This window comes from Sunxiuqinia sp. (assembly GCF_055140945.1).
This window is the reverse complement of the sequence record NZ_JBSQYS010000017.1, coordinates 59,459-73,034: the sequence shown is the minus strand read 5'-3', so window position 1 is coordinate 73,034 and position 13,576 is coordinate 59,459. Positions and strand designations below refer to the sequence as shown.

Here is a 13,576-nt window from a genome sequence, read left to right as displayed (position 1 = left end):
CTTTTCAAGTTTACAAATCATACGGATTAAACAAACTCATTAAAATGAAAAAGATCTTATTTTTTATGGTGCTGGCTGTTGTAAGCCAGATAGTTTCTGCACAACAGCAAACAGACGCTGCAACAGAACGTAAAATTGACAAAATTATAGAACAGTTGACTTTAAAAGAAAAAGTCAGCATGTGTCATGCTCAATCTAAATTTAGCTCTCCCGGAGTACCTCGATTGGGAATTCCGGAAATCTGGATGTCAGACGGGCCTCACGGGGTTCGTGGCGAAATCAATTGGGACAACTGGGGCTATGCCGGATGGACAAACGATTCGATTACCGCCTTTCCTGCCCTAACTGCTTTAGCAGCCAGTTTCAACCCGGAGTTAGCTTACGAATATGGATTTGCACTGGGAGAAGAAGCTCGCTACCGCAAAAAGGAAATCCTTCTCGGACCTGGGGTCAACATTTATCGCACGCCAATGAATGGCCGGAATTTTGAGTACATGGGCGAAGATCCTTACCTGGCTTCAAAAATGGTTGTTCCATACATCAAAGGTGTTCAAAAAAACGGTGTCGCTGCCTGTGTAAAGCATTATGCATTAAATAATCAGGAAAAATGGCGTGGTCATATCAATGTGAAAGTTGACGACCGGACACTGCATGAGATTTACCTGCCAGCCTTTAAAGCTGCCGTTCAAGAAGGTGATGTGTGGGCATTAATGGGTGCCTACAACAAATACGACGGACAGCACGCCACAACGAACAAGGTTTTAATGAACGACATTTTAAAAGGTGATTGGGGATTTGACGGTGTTGTTGTTAGCGATTGGGGAAGTGCCCATGACACCGATGAATCAGCCCTGAACGGACTTGATATTGAGATGGGTAGCTGGACCAACGGATTAACTGCATCACGTGACTTTGCCTACGATGAGTATTACCTGGCCAATGCCTTTTACAATAAACTGAAAAGCGGTGAAATTGACGAATCGGTTGTCGATGATAAAGTTCGTCGCATTCTTCGGTTGATGTTTCGGACCAACATGAATCCTGAACGTCCAATGGGACGAATGAATAATAAGGAGCACCATGATATCGCCCGCAAAGTAGCAGCAGAAGGAATTGTACTACTAAAAAACGAGGACAACTTCTTCCCGATCGATCCGGAAAAGGGAATTACCATTGCCGTGATTGGAGAAAATGCAACCAAGCAAATGACTATCGGAGGAGGTTCGTCAGAACTAAAAGCACAGTACGAAATTTCACCATTAAAAGGCATCCAAAATCGTTTTACAAACGCCACAATTCTGCATTCCATGGGATATGCCTCCGGTCCGTCAACCTACGGACGAGTAGTTCCTTCGACTTTGAATCAGGACAGTCTGCACCAAGCTGCCGTAGAAACTGCTAGGAAAGCTGACATCGTATTATTTATTGGTGGGTTAAACAAAAACCATCATCAGGATTGTGAGGGTGGAGACCGCCTATCATTTAACCTGCCTTACAACCAGAATAAATTACTGCAAGACGTAACAGAAGCAAACCCAAACACGGGAGTGATTTTGGTAAGTGGCAATGCCGTTGCCATGCCTTGGCTGAAAGACATTAAAGGTTTGATGCAAGCCTGGTATTTGGGCAGTGATGCCGGTTATGCATTGGCGGATGTCATTAGTGGCGATGTGAATCCTTCCGGCAAGCTACCATTTAGTTTTCCAGTTAAATTAGATGATAATGCGGCACATCATTTTGGCGAACTATCCTACCCTGGAGATAGCACTAACCAGTATTACAAAGAAGGAATTCTGGTAGGTTACCGCTGGCACGACACAAAAAATATAAAACCTCTATTTCCTTTTGGCTACGGATTGTCTTATACAACATTCGAATACCGCGATTTGACAACCGACCAGAAATCCTATACGCAAACAGACAAGATCACGCTTACATTCAGTTTAAAAAATACCGGAAATACCGGCGGAGCTGAAGTTGCTCAGCTATATGTATCCGATCCTAAAAGCTCGGTCATGCGTCCAGCAAAAGAGCTCAAAGGGTTCAAAAAAGTATTTCTGCAAGCTGGCGAGTCTACAAAAGTATCAATCACAGTTCCGGTGAATAGCTTCGCCTTTTATTCCGAAGAAGAACAAAACTGGGTAGTCGAACCTGGAAAATTCAACTTGTTAGTCAACAGTTCGTCTGCCGACAACCAGCTATCTCAAATAATTACCGTAAACCAATAAATATTGAATGATGCGCCAACAACTTTTCAGACAAACTTTAAAAACAATGGCAATGCTGATTTTCCTAGCCGGAAGTTGGCAATCCAATGCACAGATGCCTTATGCCAGTGGAGCTTCCAACCAGTATTTACTGAACCAGCCCATTGACATTAGTGAGGATTTCATGAATTTTACCAACACCTATTTTGTTGCTGACCAACTAAATTCATTCGATCCGCAAACCGGATCAGGCCAAGTGACCTGGAAACGACATGTTTACCAAACTCGTCAGGCTTTCAACAATATGCTGGCTTTTTTACAACCTGTCAATGGCAATGAGTTTCCCGGGGTTGAATATGAAGCGGATCCAACACTCCCATTCAGTATTGAATTTGTTTCACCCAAAGCATTCCGTATTCAAATGAAGACAGGTAAAGAATTAAACGAAGACGAACCGTCGTTGATGCTGGTTGATGGCTTTGCTCCAAAAGACGATTCATGGGAATATTCGAAAATGGAAGGTGGTCACCAGTATAAAAGTGAATTTGGAGTGGTTATTATTCGTGAGAATCCCTGGCATCTTGAAATTTACGATGCTGATGGGAAGCTGCTGACCAAAACGCTAAACCGTGAAGACAATGATGTTACCTACACTCCCATCATGCCATTCTCGTATGTCCGTCGTTCTTCTGATTATTCCAGAAGTATGTCAGCGACATTCAGTCTTTCGCCCGGAGAAAAAATATTTGGTTGTGGCGAATCATTTAAAGGACTAAACAAGCGCGGACAAAAAGTGGTTTTGTGGACCGATGATGCTAACGGTGTACAAAACGAAAGCATGTACAAACCCATTCCGTTTTTTATGAGTAGCCGTGGATATGGTATGTTTATGCACACGTCAACCCCAATCACCTGCGACTTTGGGAAATATTACAATGCCGCCACCAACCTGATGATTGGCGACGAAAAACTGGATCTGTTTGTGTTTTTAGGAGAACCAAAAGATATTTTAGATGAATATACGAACCTCACCGGAAAACCCAGTATGCCACCACTTTGGTCGTTTGGATTGTGGATGAGCCGGATTACCTATTTCTCGGAAGAAGATGGCCGACAAGTAGCCAATCAACTGCGCGAAAATAAAATCCCAAGCGATGTGATTCATTTCGATACCGGCTGGTTTGAAAATGATTGGCGTTGTGATTACCAATTTTCAAAATCGCGCTTTGACGACCCTGTTGATATGATTTCAGATTTAAAAGAACAGGGCTTTCAAACTTGCTTATGGCAGCTACCTTATTTTGTTCCAAAAAATGAATTGTTTCAGGAGATTTTGGATAAAGGACTATTTGTGAAAAATGCCAAAGGAAACTTACCTTACGAAGATGCTGTGCTTGACTTCTCAAACCCGGCAACTGTCGACTGGTATCAGGAGAAAATTGCCGGCCTGCTCAAGCAAGGTGTTAGTGTAATTAAAGTTGATTTTGGCGAAGCAGCTCCTGCCAGCGGCATTTACGCATCAGGAAAAACAGGCTTTTACGAACACAACCTTTACCCGCTGCGCTACAACAAAGCTGTAGCAGAAATTACCAAAGAAGTGACTGGCGATGCGATTATTTGGGCACGTTCGACCTGGGCAGGCAGCCAGCGTTACCCACTCCACTGGGGTGGCGATGCTGCCAACACAAACACAGCCATGGCCGGAACGCTTCGCGCCGGCTTAAGCATGGGATTGTCCGGATTTTCGTTTTGGAGTCACGATATTGGCGGTTTTGTGCTCAAAACTCCGGAAGAACTTTATCGCCGATGGACTCCATTCGGCATGTTAACTTCTCACTCTCGTACACACGGAGCTCCGCCAAAAGAGCCCTGGGAATATGGTAAGGATTTTCAGGATGAATTTCGCAAGAGCGTGAATTTGAAATACACCTTGATGCCATACATTATTGCTCAGGCAAAAGAATGCACAGAAAAAGGATTGCCCATGATGCGAGCATTGTTTGTGGAGTACCCGGATGACGCCGGATCGTGGTTGGTTGACAATGAATATCTCTTTGGCTCTGATATCCTTGTTGCACCGCTTTTTGAAGAAATTGCTCCTCGCGATGTTTATTTGCCTGACGGCGAATGGATCGATTACCAAACCGGAGAAACGTACACAAAAGGCTGGCACACCATTGCTCCGGGAGAACTACCCGTTGTTATGCTCGTAAAAAAGGGGACTGTCATTCCGCACATTAAATTAGCCCAATCAACAAAGGACATGGATTGGAGCACCATCGAATTGAAGGTGTTTGGAAAATCTGCGGAGCGCATTCAAACTAAATTATACTTGCCGAATGAAGATTCAATAAAAGCAATAGCATTAAAACGTGATGGCGACACCTATAAAGTTGCTGAAAATCCATACTTGAACGTCAAATTCAAAATTTCATTGGTTGAATAATTGCAATTAGAAGTGAAACGCATTTGTGCTAGTACAAATGCAAAAGAGCTAACTCCATGAGGGGGTTAGCTCTTTCTATTTAGTCGAAAATTAAACTCACAACTTGGGTTCCCAACCTGGTTCGTACTCGCGATCCCAAAGTTTCATCGCATCTCGGTCGTAGATTTTTCCACTTTTAATATCTACGTCATACGATTTTCCAATACGGTAGCCAATGTTGGCATAATGAGTCAACATCTGGCTTTTAGCCCCCATATCGATTGGTGAATTCAACAGGCTCGATTTACCGCGAATATTATCAAAGAAGTTAACAATGTGTGCATCAGTCATATCGCCACCACCACCAAGTGCAGTTCCGGCTTCGTTGCTAGCTGATTTACTGTCGCGGACTAGCTTTCCTCCGCGATCGAATAGTTTATAACCTCCACGATCAACAAACACAGAACCTTCGGTACCGTAAATAATTGTTCCTCGTCCCGAGCCATAAGTGTTATATCCATTACGACTTTTCCCATCCCAAACAATTATTTTATTGTCAGGAAATCGGAAACTGGCATCCATCGTATCGTACATTTCCCAACCATCATCCAGATAATGACGCTTGGCTGCTTGGACTTCAACATGCTCCGGATAATCAACCTGTAAAGCCCAACGAGCAATATCCAGTTCGTGAGTAGCATTATTACCGGTTTCGGCTGTTCCCCATTTCCATCCATACCAGTGCCAGTTATAATCCCAGGTATCATGACGATATTCTTCATGAGGAGCAGGCCCCTGCCACAAATTCCAATCCAGCCCTTCGGGCACCGGTGCAATCTTAGGTACTGGAACTACGCCTCGTGTATTCGAATAAAAAGCAACTGCGCGATAAACATCGCCAATCGCACCTTCATGAATATCCTTTATAATTTCGATTGATTCGGCTGATGAGCGTTGCTGATTTCCCATTTGCACCACCTTGCCATATTTTTTCTGAAAGGCAACAAGCAACTCCCCCTCACGCGGGCTATGACTACATGGTTTTTCAATGTATACATGTTTGCCAGCATCCATCGCCATCCAGGTTCCGGGTGCATGCCAGTGATCTGGTGTTGCATTAAAAACAGCATCTACTTTCTGATCTGCAAATACTTCACGAATGTCATTAATCAGCGCTGCTTTTCCTGTTACTTTGCCGGCTAAATCTTTCGCAACTTTTTCACGCTGACTTTTCATCACATCGCAAATGTATGCCAGATCCACATTATTGTTTTTATCTTTTATTGCGTTATAGTAGGCGCCAACACGCCGTCCGCAGCCCATAATAGCTACGTTTAAACGGTCGTTTGCTCCAATAATCCGCGAATAACTTTTTGCTGACATTCCCATTGCTGATCCGCCCAATGTTATTCCAGCAGTACCGACTGCGGCTTTTCTTAAAAAATCTCTTCTAGTTGTGCTCATATCATTTAGTTTGTTGGTTTATTCAATTGTTGATAATATACCTTTCACATATCCCATCGACTCAGCCATTCCAATGAAAGGGCTATCTCCGTCTTTCTCGAATTCAAGAGCTAACACACCATCATATCCCAGCTCAACTAAGTCATTTAAAAACTGATTAAAATTGATTACACCACGGCCTATTTCACAAGTAGATCCATCAGGAGCTGCTTTAGTCACATCTTTTATGTGGATATCAAATACCCGCTCGAAGTAGTTTTGAACGTCTTCAGACGGATTTCTTCCAATTCGTTTGGTGTGACCAATATCAATGCATAGTCCCATTCGGGGATCCATTTCTTTAATTAAATCATAGGCACTCTCGGCACTCGGATATAGCTTATCGCCGGGACCATGATTGTGGATCGCCAATTTGATATCATATTCTTTTACTTTGCTCTCGACATAAGGAAGCAACTCGTGGTCCGGAACACCAACAATGATATCCATGCCTGCTTTTTGTGCATAATCGAAAGCCTGATCAACCTCTGCCTTTGTGCGCATATAAATCACACCTCCGGCGTATAAATCGAGACCAGCTTCTTTTGTCTTTTTGACCGCTTCTGCAATCTCATTATCGCTGGCATCTAATTTCAAATGAAAGCTTTTAAATGCAATGTAATCAGCTCCTAACTGTTTGGTAAATTCCAAGGTCGTGTCTAAGTCAAACTTTCGTAGCGAGTAGGATGCAACGCCAAGTTTAAACTTCACCTCCTTTTTCTGAACAGGAACAAGGGGTTTCTGCTCAGTTTGGCAAGCACAAAAAATGCTAACCAAAACAAATCCTGCTATTAATTTCCCGATTAGTTTCATAAACTCTAAAGCTTGCGGATTTTAATACTTCTGAAATGAACTTCATTTCCATGATCTTGCAACAGGATATGACCGGATTCCCATCCTCCAAAACCATCCCATTTTGCATATTTACTGCGAGCAACCAAGGCATAAAAGGCTTGTGTTCCACGCTCATATTCAAGTACTTTTCTATTATTCAACCAATGTTCAACACTAGCACCAACAAAATCAGTTGCAATAAAATTGTTACTCTTCAACCATTCTTCATGGCGTGTTCCTTTTACGACTAATCTAGCTTGGTTCCACTCGCCTGGCTTATGAACAATTTTATTTTTGTGAGCAGGAATTAAATCGTACAATGAACCGATTGTCCGGTTGCCATCTGTTCCTTTTTTGGCGTCGGGATGTCTTTCGTCATCCAATATTTGATATTCCAGGCCGATAGCTGACATATCGGAGCCATATTTTTCAGTTATGAAATATTTAATCCCGCTATTTGCTCCTTCTGTTATTTTGAAATCAACTTTGAACTCGAAGGTACTGTATTCATCCAAGGTAACAATATCTCCACCATTTCCAGACTCAGCTCCATCAGCTGATTCAACAATCAATTCGCCATTTTCAACATGCCATCCTTTTTCGGGGAAAGCTTCTTTTCCAACACCACGCCAACCACTGGTTGTTTCACCATTGAATAAAAGTCTCCAACCCTGAGCGCGTTCTTGCGGCGAGAGGTAATTGGGGATTAAATTAACAACAGGGATATCGGTCCACGGTCTGCGTTGCAAATTCTCCGTTTTAATTCGAAGATTGCGCCATTTAATTTGCTTGCCGGCTTCTGACTCATCATGAATACTATGGACTTGCAAGGCGATGAAACCTTTTGCTGTCTCATCATCAATCAAATCAGCACAAGGAATACCATTTACCCATGTGCGAATTGAGTTTCCAATCGCTTCAATATGATAATGATTCCATTCTCCCCGGCGAAAAGCTTCCCGCCCCTTAGGATTCATTTCTAATGGATAAAGCCAACCACGGCGAGCCTCATCATAAATACCGCCGCTCCAAGCTCTGGCTGAAGGATCCACTTCACACTGATAACCATGAACACGGCCATCCATATCGTTCGGATCACTTAAACTACGAAACTGAATACCCGAATTCATCTCGTTGTCAACGAGCAGATCAACTTCAAAAATAAAGTCACCATACACTTTGTCAGTGGTTAAAAAGGAATTTGGCGTATTGGCAACTGTTGTTCCCACAATTTCGCCATCAACTACTTCGTACTTGGCTTTCCCGTTAAGTTGTTTCCAGCCCGACAAATCTTTCCCGTTAAAGAGATCGTTCCATCCATCTGCTTCATTTGCAAATAAAAAAGTAGAAATAAATAAAAAAAGAAAAGAAGTTAGAATTTTCATAGTTCTATTATTCAATTAGGATTAATAATTTAAATTCATTCGTTCGCCTAACGAAGTTATCAAATTACACATATTTGGGTATATTTGCCAGAGCCAAACTCGTTTTATAACTGTTATAAGCTCGCTATAAAACCTAAAATGAATACAAATAAAGCCTTAATCGATAGATATTTGCATAAAGTAATTTCGAGTAAGCAATTCTCTAAGTCGAAAATAAGCTGCGACCTTTTAAGCTACTTGGTTAATGCTTCATTAGAAGGAAAAAAGCCGAAAGAATATACGATTGGAGTTGAATTGTTTGGCAAAAAGTATTCGGATACCGAGAAGCAGGATTCGAATATCCGGGTATATATTCACAATGTTCGAAAAAAACTGACCGAGTATTACGAACATGAAGGAAGTAGAGATCCGGTTGTTTTTGTCGTCGAAAAGGGTAAATATAAAGTCCGGTTTGATTCAGCCAAAGATCACCGAAAACCAAAACCAAAGCCGTATTTAATCCCTTTTATTATTTCTTTGATGGCCTTAGTTGGCGTAGTTTATTTGTTGTTGTCAAACACCAAGCGAACTGAAAATCCATGGAAAGACCTTCCTGTATGGCAAGAATTTGCTGAGAACGAAAAGCCCACCCTGCTGGTTTTAGGAGACTATTTTGTGTTTAATGGGCAAATCCCGACCGGAGAAAACGGAATATTTCGGGATTTCAGTATCAACTCGGAAGTTGATTATGAACATTTACTGGATAAAAATCCGGACTTAGTTAAAACGATCTCAAAGTCGAGCCTAACCTATTTATCGAAAATGGCCGTATTTTGTCAAAGCGAAATTTACAAGGTATTTGCACAAACCGGAGCCTCGATCGATGTCAAATTATCGTCTGATCTTCAACCTGATGATTTGAAAAACAATAACATCATTTTTATCGGAAATTATAAGAATATGGGCTTGTTCGAAAATCTGGTCAAAGAAATGACTTTTTCTTTTGGAGTTTCAAGTGCTTCCAATCAGTTAATTTATTCTTCTGATCCGTGTACTGAAATATTTCGACCGGAAAGTGATAACACCAAGCAGAAAGACTATGCGCTGATGATTAAAACTAAAGAGTTTTCAGGAAATCATATCTTACTATTTCTATCAGCCATGGATATTGGCAATATTTCAATTGTTAATCAGATGACGAATCCTGCATACCTGAAAGATTTCCAGGAAGAACAGCTTCAAAAAGTCGAATCGGAAGATTTCAAAGCTCTTTTCAAAGTCGACGGTATTAACAAAACTGATTTGTCTTTTGAACTCATTAAGGCCGAATAATTTTATGCAAATTGTCATACTGATTATCTACTTTTCTTTCATTATAGGGTTGGGAATTTACTCTTGGTGGAAAATTAAAAAACCGATCGATTATTTTATTGCCGGCAAGCAAACAGGCTTTTGGCAGGTTGCCGGTAGCTTGATGGCTACAATCCTTGGAGGATCAGCGATTCTGGGAACCGTAAACCTCACAAAAGATCAGGGTTGGGCTGCTGCCTGGTATATTTTGGCGGCCTCGCTGGGCTTGTGGTTGTTGGTTCCGCTGGTGGGGAAAGTGAACCGAATGGGAAAATTTACATTGACAAACCTAATCGGGCAATTTTACGGCGAAGCAGCCCGAAAGACCGCATCGGTAATTATTCCATTAGCTTGGATTGGTATTGTTGCCGCCCAAATAATCGCCTCAGCCAAAATCTTGTTTAGTTTCTTTGATCTTCCTTACGAATCTGGCGTGCTGATTTCGGGTGCTGTTTTCATTTTATACACTTTGCTTGGCGGGCAAATGTCAATCATAAAAACTGATTTCTTACAGTCGTTTGTCATCCTGCTGGGAGTTATTCTAACTGCCCTGTTTATATGGGGAACGCCGGAGCACGTTCCTGAATTTAGCAATAGTTTCCCGTTCAACGATCATTTTTCAGGAACCGACCTATTTGTACTAATCCTGACTTTTTCGAGCACCTTTGTCGTTGGTCCCGATATTTATTCACGCGTATTTTGTGCCAGAGATGAAAAGACCGCTAAAAAAAGTGTGCAGTTGGTCGCTTCAATTCTGATTCCTTTTGCCTTTCTTTTGGCGTACGTCGGGGTCTTCGCATTTAGTCATTTATCAAAAGAGAGTTTGGAAGGTTCGGCCGCATTAATCGAAGTCATCAATTTTTATTTGCCTGAATGGATTTCCGGAATTATGGCAGCTGCACTTTTATCGGCCGTTTTATCATCAGCCGACACCACTCTGCTTACTTCATCGATGATTTTAAGCGAACTAATCACTCCGGATATTAATAATGATCGATCGCTGAAAAATACCCGCTATTTCATTGTGGCTTGTGGAATAGTCAGTGTGCTTCTCGCGCTAAAAGTTACTTCGATAATTGGCACATTACTCTTGGCTTTGGCCTTCTATTCCGGAGCTTTTATTGTTCCACTAATCGCTGCACTAACTAACGTGAGAGTAAATAAGCAACTCAGCATTTTAGCGATGTTAGTTGGAGGATTCGTTGCTTTGGGAGGCAAAATATGGGCCAGTTACGCTGAAGCCAATTTCGCCAACTGGCTGATTATTTTAGCGTTTATCATCAATGGGCTCATTCTTTCCATTCCGGAAAAGAAATTGAATGCTTAGTCAGCAACTCCCAGACTCCAATTTGGAACTTGAAACTTTAAACTTGCTACTCACCACCTAACTCAGTTCAACAATGGTAATTCCGGCACCGCCAAATTGAACATGCTCATCGCGGTAAAATTTTACAACCGGATCAGCTCCCAAAAAACTACGGATCATCTCGCGTAAAATACCATTTCCTTTGCCGTGAAGTATGCGAAGCTCCCGCACATCAAGCATTATAGCTTCATCCAGAAATGCTTGAATATTGGTGATCGCCTCTTCTGCACGCTGCCCTCGAACATCAATCTCCGATTTAAATGTATTTCGTTTTTCAAATAGCTTTCGATGTACATTGGGCAATGTCCGGTTCGTTCCGCGCAATTCCTTTTTCGCCTCATTATTGCTTACTTTTTGCAGCTTTTTGCGGCTAATCGAGGTGCGTAGTTGGCCAAATGCCACGACCGCATTTTTTTCTCCCAACTCCAAAATTTCACCAATCGTATTTTGTCCGTCTATTTTTACTTTATCTCCGGGCTCCAGTTCTTCCTTCTTCTTTTTTGGAGGGGCTTTTTGCTTTTCGGGTTTCTCCGGACGACGCTTATCACGACGCTGTTCTTTTTCCTTCAGCTTTTGAATCTTCTTGTTGATCCATTCGTCATCCTCTTTTTCAACCTCTTCAACTTGCTCCTTATAAGTTGAGAGTTGCTTCCGGATTTCCTTTGTCTTTTCCTTATCAGCTTGACTTTCACGAATTTCCCGAATCGTATTCTCCACCTTCTTGTTGGCTTCAGCTAAAACACGGGCAGCTTCTTCTTTGGCTTCGGCCATGATCTGCTTACGCTGTTTCGATAAATCGCCCAAATCATGCTCATACTTTTCGGCCAGCTCATCCAGGCTGCGCTCTACCTTACGAATTCGCTGTCGTTTCGACTCCCAATAACGTTTATCGCGAACAATATCGCGCAAGTGTTTGTCGAAGTTGATATGATCCTTCCCAACCTTATTGGTTGCCTCCTCCAAAATGGATTCGGGCATGCCAATCTTACGGGCTATTTCGAAAGCAAAGGAGCTACCGGGTTTTCCAATCTGCAACTGAAATAAGGGCTCCATCCGGTGATTATCATATAGCATCGCTCCGTTTTCAATTCCATCGGCTGACGAGGCAAAGTGTTTCAGGTTCGTGTAGTGCGTTGTAATCACTCCAAACGTTCGTTCCTGATTTAATTGATCCAAAATGGCTTCCGCAATTGCCCCGCCAATCATAGGCTCAGTTCCGGTTCCAAATTCATCAATCAGCACCAACGTTTTATCATTGGTAAATTTTAGAAAGTGCTTCATGTTCATCAGGTGTGAACTGTAGGTACTCAAATCATTTTCAATCGACTGTTCATCCCCAATATCGATAAACAGCTGATCGAAAATACCTACCCGGCTGGTTTCGTCAATCGGAATCAACAATCCGCATTGAAGCATATACTGCAACAGTCCCACCGTCTTTAAACAAACCGATTTACCGCCTGCATTTGGCCCCGAAATTAGCAAGAGGTGTTTCTCCTCGCTTAATTCAATGTTGAGTGGAGTAACTTTTCTTTTTTCCCGATCCAGCGCAATTTTCAACAGTGGGTGCACTGCTTTTTCCCAAAATAGCAGTGGTTTTCCTTCCATCGCAGGTTTGATTGCCTCCATCTGAATAGCAAGGCGCGCTTTGGCCCGTATAAAATCAATCATTCCCAGGAAATCGTACAAACCAAAAAGCTCATCCAGATAAGGACGAATATCATCGGAAAACTCGATCAATATGCGGACAACTTCACGCTTTTCGGCATACTCCAGCTCTCTAATTTCATTGTTGATTTCGACAACTTCAGCAGGCTCAACATAAGCTGTTTTCCCGGTTGCCGACTCATCGTGCACAATACCATTCAATCGTCGTTTCATTGCCGAAGAGACCGGAATTACAGGCCTTCCATCGCGAATTGAAACCGTTGTATCTTCATCAACCAACCCATCTCGCTGTGCTTGTCTTAAAATACTGTGCAACCGTTTTGAAACATTATTCTGCTTATTGAGCAACTCGCGTCTGATCCGCCCAAGCTCCGGCGAAGCCTGGTCTTTGATCTTTCCATGTTGCGAAATAATCTGGTCGATACGATCCTTGATATACGGGAATACCTGAACAGCTTGCACTAGTTTTTTCAGGTTCGGATAAAGTTCTTCCTTTTGATTGCCTAAAAACCGAACGATAGCGGTAATGGTTTCCAATGATCGTTTCAGGTCAAACAGTTCAAGCACCTCTAAAAAACGACCTTCGGTTTTTATTTTTGATAGTGACTGGCGTAAATCGAAATAATAATTGGTAGGAAAGGCATCGTTCTCTTGAGTCAATTTGGCAAACTCATCAGCATAGGCCAATTCTAATTGAATCGCTTTAAAATCAGTTAGAAATGAAACTTCATCTACACGAGCTTTTCCAAGTTCGCCCAAACAATTGCTTTTTAATAAAGCACGAACCCGATCAAATCCAATCTTCGATTCAAAATTTTGAGGATATATTTTCACCATTATTTTTCAATTGTTCGGCAAA

Annotated in this window: 8 protein-coding genes; 4 read left to right on the top strand and 4 right to left on the bottom strand. The window is 42.1% G+C overall.

Going from position 1 to position 13,576, the window contains the following annotated elements; translation table 11 throughout:
- Nucleotides 1–44 precede the first annotated feature (44 nt).
- Both ACTB00_RS10110 and ACTB00_RS10105 read left to right on the top strand, forming a co-directional pair.
- Nucleotides 45–2,228, top strand: coding sequence for a glycoside hydrolase family 3 C-terminal domain-containing protein (locus ACTB00_RS10110; RefSeq protein ID WP_463299798.1), 2,184 nt, complete (start codon nucleotides 45–47; stop codon nucleotides 2,226–2,228).
- Nucleotides 2,229–2,280: 52 nt separating this feature from the next.
- Nucleotides 2,281–4,653 carry a glycoside hydrolase family 31 protein gene (locus ACTB00_RS10105; RefSeq protein WP_463299797.1) on the top strand — a complete coding sequence of 791 codons (2,373 nt, stop codon included), beginning with the start codon at nucleotides 2,281–2,283 and terminating at the stop codon, nucleotides 4,651–4,653.
- 96 nt (nucleotides 4,654–4,749) lie between these two features.
- Here the strand turns inward: ACTB00_RS10105 and ACTB00_RS10100 are convergent, their stop codons facing one another.
- Genes ACTB00_RS10100 through ACTB00_RS10090 form a run of 3 tightly spaced genes read right to left on the bottom strand, consistent with a single transcriptional unit; the run spans nucleotide 4,750 to nucleotide 8,354 of the window.
- On the bottom strand, nucleotides 4,750–6,096 hold the full coding sequence (locus ACTB00_RS10100) for a Gfo/Idh/MocA family oxidoreductase (RefSeq protein WP_463299796.1): 1,347 nt from the start codon (nucleotides 6,094–6,096) through the stop codon (nucleotides 4,750–4,752).
- Nucleotides 6,097–6,114: 18 nt separating this feature from the next.
- On the bottom strand, nucleotides 6,115–6,948 hold the full coding sequence (locus ACTB00_RS10095) for a sugar phosphate isomerase/epimerase family protein (protein WP_463299795.1): 834 nt from the start codon (nucleotides 6,946–6,948) through the stop codon (nucleotides 6,115–6,117).
- A 5-nt stretch (nucleotides 6,949–6,953) separates the two neighbouring features.
- On the bottom strand, nucleotides 6,954–8,354 hold the full coding sequence (locus tag ACTB00_RS10090; RefSeq protein ID WP_463299794.1) for a 3-keto-disaccharide hydrolase: 1,401 nt from the start codon (nucleotides 8,352–8,354) through the stop codon (nucleotides 6,954–6,956).
- A 138-nt stretch (nucleotides 8,355–8,492) separates the two neighbouring features.
- On the opposite strand from ACTB00_RS10090, the gene ACTB00_RS10085 reads away from it, so the two are divergent.
- A complete protein-coding gene (locus ACTB00_RS10085; protein WP_463299793.1) occupies nucleotides 8,493–9,665 on the top strand; it encodes a hypothetical protein in 1,173 nt (390 codons plus the stop codon).
- A 4-nt stretch (nucleotides 9,666–9,669) separates the two neighbouring features.
- Nucleotides 9,670–11,010 carry a sodium:solute symporter family protein gene (locus ACTB00_RS10080; protein ID WP_463299792.1) on the top strand — a complete coding sequence of 447 codons (1,341 nt, stop codon included), beginning with the start codon at nucleotides 9,670–9,672 and terminating at the stop codon, nucleotides 11,008–11,010.
- Nucleotides 11,011–11,067: 57 nt separating this feature from the next.
- On the opposite strand, the gene ACTB00_RS10075 is transcribed toward ACTB00_RS10080, so the two are convergent.
- Nucleotides 11,068–13,554 carry an endonuclease MutS2 gene (locus ACTB00_RS10075; RefSeq protein ID WP_463299791.1) on the bottom strand — a complete coding sequence of 829 codons (2,487 nt, stop codon included), beginning with the start codon at nucleotides 13,552–13,554 and terminating at the stop codon, nucleotides 11,068–11,070.
- Nucleotides 13,555–13,576: the final 22 nt, after the last annotated feature.

Coding starts and splice junctions, on each gene's coding strand:
- ACTB00_RS10110 (WP_463299798.1), top strand. CDS start 45: ATGAAAAAGATCTTATTTTTTATGGTGCTGGCTGTTGTAAGCCAGATA.
- ACTB00_RS10105 (WP_463299797.1), top strand. CDS start 2,281: ATGCTGATTTTCCTAGCCGGAAGTTGGCAATCCAATGCACAGATGCCT.
- ACTB00_RS10100 (WP_463299796.1), bottom strand. CDS start 6,096: ATGAGCACAACTAGAAGAGATTTTTTAAGAAAAGCCGCAGTCGGTACT.
- ACTB00_RS10095 (WP_463299795.1), bottom strand. CDS start 6,948: ATGAAACTAATCGGGAAATTAATAGCAGGATTTGTTTTGGTTAGCATT.
- ACTB00_RS10090 (WP_463299794.1), bottom strand. CDS start 8,354: ATGAAAATTCTAACTTCTTTTCTTTTTTTATTTATTTCTACTTTTTTA.
- ACTB00_RS10085 (WP_463299793.1), top strand. CDS start 8,493: ATGAATACAAATAAAGCCTTAATCGATAGATATTTGCATAAAGTAATT.
- ACTB00_RS10080 (WP_463299792.1), top strand. CDS start 9,670: ATGCAAATTGTCATACTGATTATCTACTTTTCTTTCATTATAGGGTTG.
- ACTB00_RS10075 (WP_463299791.1), bottom strand. CDS start 13,554: ATGGTGAAAATATATCCTCAAAATTTTGAATCGAAGATTGGATTTGAT.